15 protein-coding genes are annotated in these 15,480 nt (G+C 63.1%); 13 read left to right on the top strand and 2 right to left on the bottom strand.

Annotated features, from left to right (window positions below; translation table 11 throughout):
* Nucleotides 1-6 precede the first annotated feature (6 nt).
* The 11 genes from ACWHY3_RS19040 (at nt 7) to glmU (ending at nt 9,852) form a co-directional block, all read left to right on the top strand.
* Nucleotides 7-918: a ParB/RepB/Spo0J family partition protein gene (locus ACWHY3_RS19040; RefSeq protein WP_332780128.1), complete on the top strand. Its 912-nt coding sequence runs from the start codon at nt 7-9 to the stop codon at nt 916-918.
* 232 nt (nt 919-1,150) lie between these two features.
* Nucleotides 1,151-1,561 (top strand): F0F1 ATP synthase subunit I, encoded by a 411-nt coding sequence (locus ACWHY3_RS19035; RefSeq protein WP_087720432.1) that lies wholly within the window; start codon nt 1,151-1,153, stop codon nt 1,559-1,561.
* A 3-nt stretch (nt 1,562-1,564) separates the two neighbouring features.
* The gene (gene atpB, locus ACWHY3_RS19030) at nt 1,565-2,431 is read left to right on the top strand and encodes a F0F1 ATP synthase subunit A (RefSeq protein ID WP_087720433.1); all 867 of its coding nucleotides are present in this window, start codon (nt 1,565-1,567) and stop codon (nt 2,429-2,431) included.
* A 74-nt stretch (nt 2,432-2,505) separates the two neighbouring features.
* The gene (gene atpE, locus ACWHY3_RS19025; RefSeq protein ID WP_011508579.1) at nt 2,506-2,754 is read left to right on the top strand and encodes a F0F1 ATP synthase subunit C; all 249 of its coding nucleotides are present in this window, start codon (nt 2,506-2,508) and stop codon (nt 2,752-2,754) included.
* Nucleotides 2,755-2,824: 70 nt separating this feature from the next.
* The gene (locus ACWHY3_RS19020; protein WP_087720434.1) at nt 2,825-3,295 is read left to right on the top strand and encodes a F0F1 ATP synthase subunit B; all 471 of its coding nucleotides are present in this window, start codon (nt 2,825-2,827) and stop codon (nt 3,293-3,295) included.
* 11 nt (nt 3,296-3,306) lie between these two features.
* Nucleotides 3,307-3,849 (top strand): F0F1 ATP synthase subunit delta, encoded by a 543-nt coding sequence (locus tag ACWHY3_RS19015; RefSeq protein WP_087720435.1) that lies wholly within the window; start codon nt 3,307-3,309, stop codon nt 3,847-3,849.
* A gap of 16 nt (nt 3,850-3,865) precedes the next feature.
* Nucleotides 3,866-5,410: a F0F1 ATP synthase subunit alpha gene (atpA, locus tag ACWHY3_RS19010; protein ID WP_087720436.1), complete on the top strand. Its 1,545-nt coding sequence runs from the start codon at nt 3,866-3,868 to the stop codon at nt 5,408-5,410.
* Between the two features lie 77 nt (nt 5,411-5,487).
* Nucleotides 5,488-6,375: a F0F1 ATP synthase subunit gamma gene (gene atpG / locus ACWHY3_RS19005; protein WP_303853940.1), complete on the top strand. Its 888-nt coding sequence runs from the start codon at nt 5,488-5,490 to the stop codon at nt 6,373-6,375.
* 81 nt (nt 6,376-6,456) lie between these two features.
* Nucleotides 6,457-7,830, top strand: coding sequence for a F0F1 ATP synthase subunit beta (gene atpD, locus ACWHY3_RS19000; protein ID WP_087720438.1), 1,374 nt, complete (start codon nt 6,457-6,459; stop codon nt 7,828-7,830).
* 27 nt (nt 7,831-7,857) lie between these two features.
* Complete coding sequence (locus tag ACWHY3_RS18995; protein WP_087720439.1) at nt 7,858-8,283, top strand: F0F1 ATP synthase subunit epsilon; 426 nt, start codon at nt 7,858-7,860, stop codon at nt 8,281-8,283.
* A 180-nt stretch (nt 8,284-8,463) separates the two neighbouring features.
* Nucleotides 8,464-9,852, top strand: coding sequence for a bifunctional UDP-N-acetylglucosamine diphosphorylase/glucosamine-1-phosphate N-acetyltransferase GlmU (glmU, locus tag ACWHY3_RS18990; protein WP_448127286.1), 1,389 nt, complete (start codon nt 8,464-8,466; stop codon nt 9,850-9,852).
* Nucleotides 9,853-10,332: 480 nt separating this feature from the next.
* Here glmU and ACWHY3_RS18985 read toward each other — a convergent pair whose 3' ends face one another.
* Both ACWHY3_RS18985 and argE read right to left on the bottom strand, forming a co-directional pair.
* A complete protein-coding gene (locus tag ACWHY3_RS18985) occupies nt 10,333-11,445 on the bottom strand; it encodes a DUF1615 domain-containing protein (protein ID WP_448127285.1) in 1,113 nt (370 codons plus the stop codon).
* Nucleotides 11,442-12,590 carry an acetylornithine deacetylase gene (argE, locus tag ACWHY3_RS18980; protein WP_087720442.1) on the bottom strand — a complete coding sequence of 383 codons (1,149 nt, stop codon included), beginning with the start codon at nt 12,588-12,590 and terminating at the stop codon, nt 11,442-11,444. The genes ACWHY3_RS18985 and argE overlap by 4 nt, the downstream gene beginning before the upstream one ends.
* A gap of 177 nt (nt 12,591-12,767) precedes the next feature.
* Between argE and ACWHY3_RS18975 the strand changes: the two genes are divergently transcribed.
* Both ACWHY3_RS18975 and glmS read left to right on the top strand, forming a co-directional pair.
* On the top strand, nt 12,768-13,544 hold the full coding sequence (locus tag ACWHY3_RS18975) for a DeoR/GlpR family DNA-binding transcription regulator (protein ID WP_087720443.1): 777 nt from the start codon (nt 12,768-12,770) through the stop codon (nt 13,542-13,544).
* A gap of 29 nt (nt 13,545-13,573) precedes the next feature.
* Nucleotides 13,574-15,463 (top strand): glutamine--fructose-6-phosphate transaminase (isomerizing), encoded by a 1,890-nt coding sequence (glmS, locus tag ACWHY3_RS18970; protein ID WP_448127284.1) that lies wholly within the window; start codon nt 13,574-13,576, stop codon nt 15,461-15,463.
* Nucleotides 15,464-15,480 lie beyond the last annotated feature (17 nt).

Raw genomic sequence — 15,480 nt, 5'->3', positions numbered from 1 at the left:
TACCCCATGACGACGCGAAAACGCCCCCTGGGTCGCGGTCTCGACGCCCTGATCGGATCCAGCGCCCGCCGCCGCGACGGTTTGTCGCAGGCCGATTCGGATACGCCGTCACCCGCACAGGCGCCGCCGGAATCCCAGTCTGTCGAAGAAAGACTCGAGCGGTTGCCGCTGCGCCAGTTGACCCGAGGCAAGTATCAGCCACGACGTGACATCCAGCCCGAAGCCCTGGAAGAACTGGCGGATTCGATCCGTGCACAAGGCGTCATGCAGCCGATCGTGGTGCGACAAATTGGCGCAGAGCGCTACGAGATCATCGCCGGCGAACGTCGCTGGCGGGCTTCTCAACTGGCCGAGCTCGATACCATTCCGGCAGTCATTCGCGAAGTCAGCGACGAGGTCGCGCTGGCGCTGGCGCTGATCGAGAACATTCAGCGCGAGAACCTCAACCCGGTCGAGGAGTCGATGGCGCTCAAGCGTCTGCTCGACGAGTTCGAACTGACCCAGCAGCAGGTCGCCGATGCGGTAGGGCGCTCCCGTGCCCAGGTCGCCAACTTGCTGCGTCTGCTGGCGCTGGAACCGCAGGTGTTGACGCTGCTCGAACGTGGCGATCTGGACATGGGACACGCCCGCGCCCTGCTCAGCCTGCCGGCCGCCAAGCAGCGGCACGCCGCGCACGAAGTCGTGGCGCGGGAGCTTACCGTGCGCCAGACCGAAGCCTTGGTGAAACAGATCGCCAGCGGCCAGAAAAAGGCCGAGGACAAGCGGCCACCGGCGGATGTCGGGCGGCTCGAGAATCGCCTGGCCGACCTGCTGGGTGCACCGGTCAAGATTCATCACAACAGTTCCGGGAAGGGGCGAGTCACCATTCGTTACACCAGCCTCGACGAACTGGATGGCATACTCGGCCACATCCGCTGAAGAGTGATGAATCGTCAACGCTTTCAGAGATTGAAAAAACGTTTAGCGCGTTAACGGAAATTGCGCACTTTTCGTGATCGTTTTCTCCAAAAGACGCCTCAGATCGGTGCAGGTTCGGTTGAAGCGGCATTGCCGCTTCTCTATAATCCGCCGAGATTTGCCAGGCTGATGCCGACGCAGACATCGAACATAGAAACAAGACCATTCCAGGATTCAAGGCGAGACCGACGCCATGCAACCAGCGGCACCGGCCAAGCTTCCAAGACCGCGAATCGCGGCGTTGATCCTGCTACAGTGCGGCGTGGTGATGGGGCTGGCTCTCATTGCCTGGGGGGGCTGGGATCGCGGAACGGCGGTTTCCGCCTTGAGCGGTGGCCTCGTTGCTGCCATCCCCAACGCCTTTTTTGCCTGGCGTGCCTTTCGCTATCAGGGCGCAGCGCAGGCAAGATACATCGTCAAGAGTTTCTACCACGCCGAGGCCGGCAAGTTCGGTTTGACGGCGGCACTGTTCACGCTGGTGTTCGTGGCAGTGCCCCCCTCAAACCCCGCTTTCTTCTTTGGCGCTTATGTGGTGACGCTGCTGGCGCATTGGTTGGGGCCCTGGCTCCTGCGCCGACCGTCACACATTCAATCTCGAGGCTGAACCATGGCTGGCAACAACATGACGAGTACGGAGTACATCCAGCACCATTTGCAGAACATGACGTTTGGTCTGCATCCGGAAAACGGCTGGTCCATGGCTCATTCCGCTGCCGACGCCAAGGCAATGGGGTTCTGGGCCATTCATGTCGATACCATGCTGTGGTCGATCGGACTCGGGGTACTGTTTCTCTACCTGTTCCGCCTGGTCGCCAAGCGCGCTTCCACGGGCGTGCCGACCGGGCTGCAGAATTTCGTCGAGATGATGGTCGAATTCGTCGATGGTTCCGTACGAGAGACGTTCCACGGCAAGAGCCGGCTGATCGCGCCGCTGTCGCTGACGATCTTCTGCTGGATCTTCCTGATGAATATCATGGACCTGGTGCCGGTGGACTTCCTGCCGATGCTGGCCCAGAAGGTGGGTGCCTGGTTCGGTGCCGACCCGGCGCACGTCTATTTCAAGGTCGTACCCACGACCGACGTCAATGCCACGCTCGGCATGTCGCTTTCGGTCTTCGCGCTGATCATTTTCTATTCCATTCGTTCCAAAGGGCTGTCCGGTTTCGTCGCAGAATTGACGCTGCACCCGTTCAACACGCCCAACAAACTTGCCCAGATCTTGTTGATTCCGGTCAACTTCCTGCTTGAAATCGTTACCTTGTTGGCCAAACCGGTTTCACTGGCGCTGCGACTGTTCGGTAACCTCTACGCCGGTGAACTGATCTTCATCCTGATAGCCATGGTCGGACTGTGGCAGCTTCCGCTGCACTTCCCGTGGGCGGTCTTCCACATCCTGATCATCACGCTGCAGGCCTTCATCTTCATGATGCTTACCATCGTCTATCTGAGCATGGCGACGGAAGAGCAGCATTGAGTAGCGTTTCCCGTTAACCCCTGACCCTTAGTAAAACTCGACTGAGCAAGACTCGACTGAAACTGGAGAGAACCATGGAAGCACAAGTTCTGGGCATGACCGCAATTGCCGTTTCTCTGTTGATCGGCCTGGGTGCCCTCGGCACCGCCATCGGCTTCGGCATCCTCGGTGGCAAATTCCTGGAAGGCGCCGCGCGTCAGCCGGAAATGATTCCGCAACTGCAGGTCAAGATGTTCATCGTCGCCGGCCTGCTCGACGCCGTGACCATGATCGGTGTCGGTATCGCCCTGTTCTTCACCTTCGCCAATCCGTTTGTCGGTTAACGGCACCGTTCGTGGCCCACGAGGCCTCCGGTGACCCTAACCCCAAACCCGTGACGCGAGAGGTGCTGGCGTGAATCTGAACCTTACACTGATTGGTCAGGCCATTGCCTTTGCAGTCTTCGTCTGGTTCTGCATGAAGTATGTATGGCCCCCGGTCATGCAGGCACTGCAGGAGCGACAGAAGAAGATTGCCGATGGACTGGATGCAGCCAGCCGTGCGACCCGTGATCTCGAACTGGCTCAGGAAAAGGCCGACGAGACTCTGCGGGAAAGCAAGGAACAGGCGCAGCAGATCCTGGAACAGGCCAACAAGCGGGCCAATCAGATCGTCGAAGAAGCCCGCGACAACGCGCGGGCCGAAGGCGAGCGCATCATTGCAGGCGCTCGCAGCGAAATCGATCAGGAGATCAATCGCGCGAAGGAAGAGCTGCGTGCCCAGGTATCGCTGCTGGCCGTCGCCGGTGCAGAGCGCATCCTGGAGTCCTCCATCGACGAAGCCAAGCATCGTGAGCTCGTCGACAAGCTCGCTGCCGAGCTCTAAGGAGGCGCACCATGGCTGAATCGTCTACCGTCGCTCGACCCTACGCCAAGGCGGCGTTCGAGTTCGCGCGCGATAACAAGGCGCTCCAAGCGTGGTCCCAGAGTCTGTCACTGGTCGCTCAGGCGGCCGGTGATTCCGATGTCCGTGAACGCATTCTCGGCAACCCGCGGCTGACCGCTGACGACAAGACGCGTCTGCTGCTGGAAGTCTGCGGTGACGAACCTCTCGACGAAAGTGTAGGCAACTTCCTGCACCTCGTCGGTGAAAAGGGGCGTCTGGCTGCGTTGCCCGACATCCACGCCGAGTTCGAGGCGCTGCGCGCCCAGCAGGAAAAGCGGGTCGATGTCACCATCGTCTCCGCCTTCGAGCTGGATGACGCGCAGCAGTCCGTGCTCGCCGAGGCTCTGAAGAAGCGCCTGAATCGTGAAATCTCCATTACCACTCAGGTGGACCGCGAGCTGCTAGGCGGCGTGATCCTGCGTACCGGCGATACCGTCATCGACGGTTCGGTACGCGGTCGATTGCAACGTCTGCGCGAAGCGCTCACCGCCTGAGTTCGAGGGACATGGCATGCAGCAACTGAATCCTTCCGAGATCAGCGACATCATCAAACAGCGTATCGAAAAGCTGGATGTCGCGTCCGAAGCCCGTAATCAGGGCACCGTCGTCAGCGTCGCTGACGGCATCGTTCGCATCCACGGCCTGGCCGATGCGATGCTGGGCGAAATGATCGAATTCCCCGGTGGCATCTTCGGCATGGCGCTCAACCTTGAGCGCGACAGTGTCGGCGCCGTGGTCCTGGGCGACTACTTGGAACTCGAAGAGGGCATGACCGCGCAGTGTACCGGTCGTATTCTCGAAGTGCCGGTAGGTCCGGAACTGGTCGGCCGCGTGGTCGATGCGCTGGGCAACCCGATCGATGGCAAGGGCGACATCGACGCCAAGATGACCGACGCGATCGAGAAGGTCGCGCCGGGCGTCATCACGCGTCAGTCCGTCGACGAGCCGATCCAGACCGGCCTCAAATCGATCGACGCCATGGTGCCGATCGGCCGCGGTCAGCGTGAGTTGATCATCGGCGACCGTCAGATTGGTAAATCGGCGGTAGCGCTCGACGCGATCATCAACCAGAAGGGCAAGGGCGTCACCTGTATCTACGTCGCCATTGGCCAGAAGCAGTCGACCATCGCCAACGTGGTGCGCAAGCTCGAAGAGCATGGTGCCATGGACCACACCATCGTGGTCGCGGCCGGCGCTGCCGATCCGGCAGCCATGCAGTATCTGGCGCCGTATGCCGGTTGCACCATGGGCGAATACTTCCGCGATCGCGGTCAGGACGCCCTGATCGTCTACGACGACCTCTCCAAGCAGGCCGTCGCCTATCGTCAGATCTCGCTGCTGCTGCGTCGTCCGCCGGGCCGTGAAGCCTATCCGGGTGACGTCTTCTATCTCCACTCGCGTCTGCTCGAGCGTGCAGCCCGCGTCAACACCGACTACGTCGAGAAGTTCACCAACGGTGAAGTGAAAGGCAAGACCGGTTCGCTGACCGCACTGCCGATCATCGAGACCCAGGGCGGCGACGTCTCCGCGTTCGTACCGACCAACGTGATCTCGATCACCGACGGCCAGATCTTCCTCGAGACCGGCCTGTTCAACTCCGGTATCCGTCCGGCGATCAACGCCGGTCTCTCGGTATCGCGTGTCGGTGGTTCGGCCCAGACCAAGATCATCAAGAAGCTCGGCGGCGGCGTGCGTCTGGCACTCGCGCAGTATCGCGAGCTGGCGGCGTTCTCGCAGTTCGCTTCCGATCTGGACGAGGCGACCCGCAAGCAGCTCGAGCACGGTCAGCGTGTCACCGAACTGATGAAGCAGAAGCAGTACTCGCCGTTGTCCGTGGCCGAGATGGGCGTCACGCTGTACGCCGCCAACGAAGGCTTTCTGGACGACGTCGCGGTCGACAAGGTGCTGGACTTCGAACGTGCCCTGCACGACTACATGAAGTCCGAGCATGCCGATCTGCTCGACAAGATCAACCAGAGCGGCGGATACGACGACGAGATCCAGCAAGGTCTCAAGTCGGGTCTCGAGTCGTTCAAGTCCACTCAGACCTGGTAAGCGGCGCGGCTCGCTCCATCGCGTGATGTGAGCGAGCCGGCTTGCCCGGCTGAGCGGCATGAATCAGGTGATCCGCGATGGCAGCTGCAAAAGAGATCAAATCCCAGATCGGGAGCATCAAGAACACGCAGAAAATCACCAGCGCCATGGAAATGGTCGCTGCGTCGAAGATGCGTCGGGCTCAGGAACGCATGGCGGCCAGCCAGCCCTATGCCAAACTGATCCGCCGGGTGGTCGGCCACGTCGCCGAGGCCAATCCGGAATACCGGCACGAGTACATGGTCGAGCGCGAGGTCAAGCGCGTCGGTTATATCGTCGTTTCCAGTGACCGCGGTCTGGCCGGTGGCTTGAACGTCAACCTGTTCAAGGCGGTGGTCAACCATGCCCGTAGCTGGGACCAGAAAGGCGTTGGCGCGGATTTCGCGGCTATCGGCAGCAAGGCCGGCGGCTTCTTCCGCAAGCGCGGCGGCAACCTGCTGGCGGCCAAGAAAGGCCTCGGCGATGCCCCGGAAGCCCAGGATCTGGTCGGTAGCGTCAAGGTGATGCTCGATGCCTTCGACGAAGGCAGTCTGGATCGGCTCTATGTGGTGTACAACGAATTCGTCAACACCATGAGCCAGAAACCCGTGGTTCGTCAGTTGCTGCCACTGGCGGCGTTCGACGAGGGCGAGGACGGGGAAGAACAAACCGGTCCCGGTGCGACACAGAACTGGGACTACCTGTATGAGCCGGATGCCAAGACCCTGCTCGATCACCTGCTGGTTCGCTATGTCGAATCCCAGGTGTATCAGGCCGTGGTCGAGAACGTGGCCTGCGAACAGGCTGCGCGCATGATCGCGATGAAGAACGCGACCGACAACGCCGGCAATCTGATTGACGATCTTCAACTGGTGTACAACAAGGCGCGTCAGGCGGCCATTACCCAGGAGATTTCGGAAATCGTCGGCGGTGCCGCGGCGGTATGACGGTATCGTCGCCTGCGAGGCGGCGATCTCGAGTACGGCTTGGCCTAACAGGTTTCATTTGCAGGTTTACGAGGAACCACTATGAGCGGACGTATCGTACAAATCATCGGCGCGGTGATTGACGTAGAGTTTCCGCGGGACGACGTTCCCAAGGTCTACGACGCGCTGACGGTCTCGGGTAAAGAGGCCGTTCTCGAAGTGCAACAGCAGCTCGGCGACGGCGTGGTTCGCGCTATCGTCATGGGCTCCAGTGAAGGTCTCCAGCGGGGCATCGAGGTAGTCAACACCGGTGCGCCGATTTCGGTGCCGGTCGGTAAGCAGACGCTGGGCCGCATCATGAACGTGCTGGGCGAGCCGATCGACGAAGCCGGCGAGATCGATGCCGAGCGCATGCCGATCCACCGTCAGGCACCCGGCTATGCGGATCAGGCCGCATCCAGCGACCTGCTGGAAACCGGCATCAAGGTCATCGACCTGGTATGCCCGTTCGCCAAGGGCGGCAAGGTCGGCCTGTTCGGCGGCGCCGGTGTCGGCAAGACCGTCAACATGATGGAGCTGATCCGTAACATCGCCACCGAGCACAGCGGTTATTCCGTGTTCGCCGGTGTCGGCGAGCGTACTCGTGAAGGTAACGACTTCTATCACGAGATGCAGGAATCCAACGTTCTCGACAAGGTCGCCCTGGTCTACGGCCAGATGAACGAGCCGCCGGGCAACCGTCTGCGTGTCGCCCTGACCGGCCTGACCATCGCCGAGAACTTCCGTGACGAAGGTCGCGACGTCCTGCTGTTCGTCGACAACATCTACCGCTACACCCTGGCCGGTACCGAAGTGTCGGCACTGCTGGGTCGTATGCCGTCGGCGGTGGGTTACCAGCCGACTCTGGCCGAAGAGATGGGCGCCCTGCAGGAGCGTATCACCTCGACCAAGACCGGCTCGATCACCTCCGTCCAGGCCGTCTACGTGCCGGCGGACGACTTGACCGACCCGTCTCCGGCAACCACCTTCGCCCACCTGGATTCGACCGTGACCCTGTCGCGCTCCATCGCCGAGCTGGGTATCTATCCGGCCGTCGATCCGCTCGACTCCACCTCGCGCCAGCTCGATCCGCTGGTCGTCGGCGAAGAGCACTACAACACCGCTCGCGGTGTGCAGAACGTGCTTCAGCGCTACAAGGAGCTCAAGGACATCATCGCCATCCTGGGGATGGACGAGCTGTCCGACGAAGACAAGCTGGCCGTGGCACGGGCGCGTAAGATCCAGCGCTTCCTGTCGCAGCCGTTCTTCGTCGCCGAGGTCTTCACCGGTGCGCCCGGCAAGTACGTGTCGCTGCAGGAAACCATTCGTGGCTTCCAGGGCATCCTCAACGGCGACTACGACGACATGCCGGAACAGGCGTTCTACATGGTCGGCACCATCGACGAAGCCGTCGAGAAAGCCAAGAGCATGAAGTAAGCCTGCAGACTCCCGGGAGATATCGCTATGGCCACATTTCAGTGTGACATCGTCAGTGCCGAGAAGGAGATCTTCTCGGGCAACGTCGAGCAGCTCATCGCTGCCGGCGTGGCCGGCGATCTGGGTATCCTGCGCGGTCACGCGCCGCTGCTGACCGAGCTCAAGCCCGGTCCGGTGCGCGTGATTCAGGAAAGCGGTGAAGAAGAGCTCTACTACGTCACCGGCGGCTTCCTCGAAGTGCAGCCGAACGTGGTTTCGGTACTGGCGGATACCGCCACCCGAGCCAGCGATCTCGATGAAGCGGAAGCCGAGCAGGCGCGTCAGCATGCGCTGGCCTCGCTCAACGAGAAGCAGACCGAGCTCGACTACGCGCGTGCCGCTGCCGAGCTGGCGGAAGCCACCGCTCAGCTGCGCACGCTGCAACAGCTGCGTCGCAAGGGTGGTCGCGGCTGACGGCAATCGCCGTGCACCGGCGCAAGTACCCGTGCAGTACACGCTAGTGCGGTACCTGAAGGCGACTCCCCGGAGTCGCCTTTTTCGTGGCCGCACGGTTCTTCCCGGATCCTCTGTCAGGGCGCGTCTTAAACGCTAGAATGACGCCCGGTTTCCATTGAACAGCGAAGGACTAACGCCATGACCCTCGACGTCGTGATTCTGGCCGCCGGCCAAGGTACCCGCATGCGCTCGAAGACACCCAAGGTGCTGCACGAGCTGGCGGGCCGTCCCCTGGTTCAGCACGTCGTCGATACCGCCGCGGGGCTGGAGCGCGCCAGGCTGCATGTAGTGGTCGGCCACGGTGGCAAGGCGGTGCGCGAGGCGCTGTCGAAAGCCGGGCCGACACCCGACGATCGCGAACTCGCCTTCTGCGAGCAGGCCGAGCAGAAGGGCACCGGGCATGCGGTAGCCCAGGCGCTGGATGGCCTCGGCGATGGCAAGGTGCTGGTGCTCTACGGTGACGTGCCGCTGATCCAGGCCAGGACCCTCGAAAGCCTGCTCGACGGCGTCGACGAGCAGCACATGGCGCTGTTGACGGTGACGCTCGACGATCCCGCCGGCTATGGCCGGATCGTGCGCAACGACAAGGACGCGGTCGTCGCCATCGTCGAACACAAGGATGCCGATGCCGGCCAGCGCGCCATCCGTGAGTGCAACACCGGCATCATGGCGATGACCAGCGCACAGCTGCGTCGCTGGCTGCCGCAGCTCTCCGCCGAGAACGCCCAGGGCGAGTACTACCTGACCGACGTGATCGCCATGGCCGCGGCGGATGGCGTCGAGGTCAAGGCGACCCAGCCGAGCTCGCCGGTCGAAGTCGAGGGTATCAACGATCGCCGTCAGCTGGCGGCACTGGAGCGCGCCTATCAGCGTCGCCAGGCGGATCGCCTGATGGCGGCAGGAGTCAGTCTCGCGGACCCGCAGCGTTTCGATCTGCGGGGAGAGGTCACCATCGGCCGGGATATCCGGATCGACGTCAACGTGATCCTGGAAGGTCAGGTGACGCTGGAAGACGACGTGGTCATCGGTCCCAACTGCGTGATCAAGGACAGCATCCTGCGGCGCGGCGCGGTGGTGAAGGCCAACAGCCATCTGGAAGGCGCCGAAATGGGCGAAGGCAGCGACTGCGGCCCGTTCGCCCGGCTGCGCCCCGGCACTCGTCTCGGCGCCAAGGCGCATGTGGGTAACTTCGTCGAGACCAAGAACGCCACGCTGGGCGACGGCGTCAAGGCCGGGCACCTGAGCTACCTGGGCGACACCGAGATCGGCCGCGACACCAACATTGGCGCCGGCACCATCACCTGCAACTACGACGGCGCCAACAAGCACCTCACCCGGATCGGCGAGCGGGTCTTCGTCGGCTCCAACACTGCCCTGGTCGCGCCGCTGGCGATCGCCGACGACGCCACCATCGCCGCCGGCTCCACCATCACCCGCGAGGTGGCGCAGGGCGAACTGGCGCTGGCCCGCAGCCGTCAGGTGGCCAAGCCTGGCTGGCAGCGGCCGGTGAAGACGCCGAAGACTTGATATGTTCGGGTCCTCGCTCGGGACTTATTCAATTCAAACGAGATCACTACTGACGAGAGCTTTACGACTGTCGTCGTCGTTATTGCGAGGGGCAAGCCCCTCGCGCTCCCCTTTTTCGCGCCACAGGCTCAGGAAACCCCGAGTCGATCTTCGTCTGTGCTTCGGGTCGGCGCGTAAGGACATCTGACCGCCATGGATGGCGGAAATGCAGAAAATGCAGGAGCTATTTTCTGCTCTGTCCCGGCGCGCCTCTAGCGTCCTGCTTCGCTAAAACATCCTGTCCCGCTTGCAGGGCCGGGGTTGGCCATCCATGGCCAACCCGTTCGGCGAACCAGACATCACTCAGATATCTGGTTCGCCTCACCCATGTCGCTAGACCCGGCTCGCCGAAGGTCGCTCGGGCTGAGCCTGGAAGGCGCTATAGGGCGGTTTCTTTCCAGCAACTGGGGAAACTTGCTGTTCAGCCTTCAATATTGGACATCACCGCCTCATGCACTGCTGCCAGCGGTCGTCGACCCGATTGGCGAACCATGCCGTGGTCAGGTTGCGGGTGATCTTGGGGCTTTCGAGCTTGATACCCGGTAGCCGTGCGTAGGGGATCGGCTGGTTTTCCTGTCGGGCCGCCAGCGAATAGACCTTTTCATAGAGCTCGGTCGATTCGAAGTCGAGGGAATTCTCCTGCTCGAGCGCGTCCCGGATCTCGCCGTCGTCCATCTCCAGCTGGCGTTTCAGCGTGCGAACCGCCAGTTCGGTCTGCCCGGCCTGGCGGGAGCCGGGAATGATCAGGTCGCCGTCGAGCGCCAGCGGAATGCCGGAAAGCTGGCTCACCGCGGCCTGGAATGCGGCGTTGCGGCTGGCGTACCAGCCGGCGTTGAAGTCGGCGAAATGATAGATCGGCTCGTCGTAATTCGCGGGATAGTCGAGCAGGTGGGCAATCCCGAAATAGAGCCCGCCGCGCCGCGTGAACACCTCGTGACGAATCGAGTCGTCGATCGGGTACGGGTAGTGCTCGGCGTCGTTTTTGAGATAGTCCTCGGCGAAATCGACGCTGACCTGCATCGGGCCGCCGGTATGCACCGGGTTGAGGCTACCGAAGAGCTGGCGGCCCAGCGGCGCCATGCCGATGAAATCCTCGAAGATCTCGCTCATCTCCCGCTCGGTGGTGATGTGGTCGAGCCGCTCGCTGTAGGTCTCGCCGGTGGGCGACTCGAGATTCAGGCCCGCCTCGACCAGAAAGCCGGGAATGTGCAGCGCGCTGGCGCGACGCTCGATCTCTTCCCGGGCGATGGTCGAAAGATTGGGCACGCTGGGGTCGGCCGTATAGGTCGACTCCTGCTCGATCACCGCCAGCACCGAGCAGAGATTGTCCCGGGTCGCGGGCAGATTCTGAGCCGAGAACGCGGCGGTAATGTCCGTCGCCCAGCCATCGCGATCCTCGGCGGAGGCGGGAATCAGCGAGACCAGTTCGTTCTTCACGCTCGCCGGGCGCTGCTCGAAGCCGGGCTGAGGCGCCTGGGTGCTACAGCCGGCCAGCAGGGTCAGAGCAAACGCCGGCGCCCAGCGAAGCCTGGAAAGGCGTGTGAATCCCTTCATGCGCTCAAATGCTCCTTCAGTCTCTGCATCATCGCATCGCAGCGATCGAGCTGCTCGATAGCGATGAACTCGTCCGGCTTGTGGCCCTGATCCATGCAACCGGGGCCGCAGACCACGGTGGGAATGCCGGCTTCGTGGAACAGCCCGCCCTCGGTGCCGTAGGCGACGGTGCCGAAGTCATCGCGGCCCGACAGGGCGGCGATCAAGCGCGCCACCTCGCTCGAGGCCTCGGTGGTCAGCCCCGGGTAGGCCTGCAGCGGTTCGAACACGATATCGGTGTTCGGCTCGACCGCACGCATCCGGGGGAGCAGCTCGTTATCGGCGTAGCTGCGCATCTCGCGCTCCACCTCGCCGGCATCGAAGCCCGGCAGCGAGCGCACTTCCCAGTCGAAGCGGCATTCCGACGGCACGATGTTGAGCGCGCGGCCACCCTCGATCACGCCGGTCTGAATGGTGGAAAAAGGCGGGTAGAAGCGGTTGTCGTGACGCGCCGGATCGGCCAGCCGCTCGCCAATCTGGTTGAGCCGAGTAATCATCCTGGCGGCGTACTCGATGGCGTTGACGCCTTCCGGCGCGTAGGCGGAGTGGCAGGGCGCGCCATGCACCCGACAGCGCACGCCGAGCTTGCCCTTATGGCCCAGCACCGGCCTGAGCTCGGTGGGCTCGCCGATGATGCAGGCCAGCGGCTTGTGCGGTCTGCCTTCCAGCATCGAAATGATCGAACGCACGCCGAGACAGCCCACTTCTTCGTCATACGAAAACGCCAGATGGATCGGCGTCTTCAGCTCGGTCGCTTTGAGGCTTGGTACGGCCGCCAGCACGCAGGCGAGATAGCCTTTCATATCGGCGGTGCCACGGCCGTAGAGCTTGCCGTCGTGCTCGGTCATCTCGAACGCCGGCACCGTCCACGGCTGGCCATCCACCGGTACCACGTCGGTATGGCCGGAAAGCACCACGCCGCCGCGATCGGTCGGGCCGATCGTCGCCCACAGGTTGGCCTTGCTGCCATCGTCGTTGTGAATCAGCTCGCTATCGACGCCGTTTTGGGCGAGATAATCACGCACGAATTCGATCAGCGCGAGGTTGGACTCGCGGCTGACGGTATCGAAGCCGATGAGTTTCCCGAGGAGTTCCTGACTGGTCATGTCTGGAGGCCTTTTATGGTTGTTTCCGATGGCGACCATGATGCCGAGCCTGCCCAATGGTGGCTACCTCGTCATCCCGAGTATCGCAGGACTTGACGAGTTTGCCTCAATAAGCTTTGATTCGAACCTGTTAACTTTCGAATCGAAAGATAAAGGCCGAGTCTCGAAACCTGAATCATGCCCAAACGCGATACTGCCCAGCGCCGTCATGCCATTCTTGCCTACGTCAACGAACATGGGGAAACCCCGGTCGAGACGTTGGCGAGCCGCTTCGCGATCTCCGAAGTCACCGTCCGCAAGGATCTCAACACGCTCGAGCGCAGCGGCCTGCTGCTACGGCGCTACGGCGGCGCGGCGCCACTGCCCCAGGAGATGCTGAGCGAGCCGGCGCAGATGCTGTCACCGTACAAGCAGGCTATCGCCCAGGCGGCGCGAGCGCGCATTCGCGAGCACAACCGAATCATCGTCGACAGCGGCACCACCACCGCCGCGCTGATCGGCGAGCTGGGCGGCCTGCGCGGGCTGGTAGTGATGACTAACTCGCTCGCCGTGGCCGGTGCGCTGCGCGAGCTGGAGTCGGAACCCGCGCTGCTGATGACCGGCGGCACCTGGGACCCGCATTCGGAATCCTTCCAGGGCCAGGTCGCCGAACAGGTACTGCGAGCCTACGACTTCGACCAACTCTTCGTCGGGGCCGACGGCATCGATCTCGAACGCGGCACCACCACCTACAACGAACTGTTCGGCCTGACCCGCGTCATGGCCGAGGTCGCCCGCGAGGTGGTGGTGATGGTGGAGGCCGACAAGATCGGCCGCCGTATCCCCAATCTGGAACTGCCCTGGGCGCGCATCGACACGCTGGTCACCGACTGGCGAATCGGCGATGACGCGGCGGCGGCCATCGAACGCCAGGACGTGACGCTGGTGGTCGCCGAATCGCCCGCCGAGCGGTAAGACAAAACGGACTCAGAAAGGAATCGACTATGTGTGGAATCGTCGCCGCGCTGGCTGCGCGCAACGTACAGGGCATCCTGCTGGAAGGGCTGAAGCGACTCGAATATCGCGGCTACGATAGCGCCGGCATGGCCGTGCTGAACGCCGACGGCGAGCTGGCCCGCCAGCGTGCCAAGGGCAAGGTCGCCGCGCTCGAGGAGAAGCTCGAACAGGGTGCACTGACGGGCAGGATCGGCATCGCGCACACTCGCTGGGCGACCCACGGCAAACCGTCCGAAGTGAACGCTCACCCACACTTGGCACGCGAGCGGCTGGCGATCGTCCACAACGGCATCATCGAAAACTTCGAGCCGCTCAAGCGCGAACTGGAAGCTGACGGCGTGGTGTTCGAATCGGAGACCGATACCGAAGTCGTCGCCCACCTGATCGACCGCGCCTTTCGACATCGGGACAGCGCCAATCAGGACGGTGGCGAGACCGGCGACCTGCTGGCGGCGGTGCAGGCCACCCTCGACAGGATCGATGGCGCCTACGCGCTGGCGGTGATGCATGCCGATGCGCCGCGGGAGATCGTCGGCGCCCGCAAGGGTAGCCCGTTGGTGGTCGGCGTCGGCATCGACGAGAACTTCCTGGCCTCCGATGCGCTGGCGCTGCTGCAGGTCACCGACCGCTTCATCTATCTGCAGGAAGGCGACGTGGTGCGCCTGTCTGATGTCAACGGCATCGAGATCTTCGCCGCCGACGGCCAGCCGGCCGAACGCCCGGTGCACACCTACGAACACGGCGACAGCGCCGCCAGTCGTGGCGAGTATCGCCACTTCATGCTCAAGGAGATTCACGAGCAGCCCGCCGTGATCGCCGCCACGCTGGAGGGCCGGCTGAGCGGTTCCCACGTGCTCGAAAGCAGCTTCGGCGTCGGCGCCAAGGCGCTGTTCGACCAGGTCAAGCAGGTGCATATCGTCGCCTGTGGTACCAGTTACCATGCCGGCATGGTGGCACGCTACTGGCTCGAGAAGCTCGCCGGCCTGCCGACCACGGTCGAAGTCGCCTCCGAGTATCGCTACCGCGAAGTCGTCGTGCCGGAAAACACCCTGTTCGTCACGCTCTCCCAGTCCGGCGAGACCGCCGACACGCTGGCGGCACTGCGCTACGCGAAGAGCCGCGCCGACAGTCTCGACGAGCACGGCGGCCAGGGTTATCTCGGCTCGCTGGCGATCTGCAACGTGCCCGGCAGCTCGCTGACCCGGGAATCCGACCTGTCGCTGATGACCCAGGCCGGGCCCGAGATCGGCGTCGCCTCCACCAAGGCCTTCACCACCCAGCTCGTCGGGCTGATGCTGTTGACGCTCTCGCTGCGTAAACAGCGGGGTGACGAACGGGAAACGGCGCTGGTCCAGGCGCTGCGCGGCCTGCCGGCGGTTCTCGACAGCGCGCTGGCCATGGACGGGCCGATTGCCGAGCTGTCGGAAGCGTTCGCCGAGAAGCACCATGCGCTGTTCCTGGGTCGCGGCACCCAGTTCCCGATTGCCCTGGAAGGCGCGCTCAAGTTGAAGGAAATCTCCTACATCCACGCCGAGGCGTACCCCGCAGGCGAGCTCAAGCACGGCCCGCTGGCGCTGGTCGACGCCGACATGCCGGTGGTCGCCGTCGCCCCCAACGACGAACTGCTGGAGAAGCTCAAATCCAACCTGCAGGAAGTTCGCGCCCGGGGCGGCGAGCTGTTCGTATTCGCCGACGAAGGCGTCGCGTTGACCGCCGCCGACAACCTGCGCGTGCTCCACGTACCGCCTGTGGATGAATTGCTCGCCCCCATCGTCTACACCCTCCCGCTGCAGCTGCTCTCCTATCACGTCGCCGTGCTCAAGGGCACCGACGTCGACCAGCCGCGCAACCTGGCCAAAAGCGTCACGGTGGAATAGCAAGTCACGGTGGAAGA

Source organism: Salinicola sp. NYA28a (genome assembly GCF_976982775.1).
Note: the sequence above shows the minus strand (reverse complement) of the source record. Positions and strands in the feature narration are given on the sequence as shown.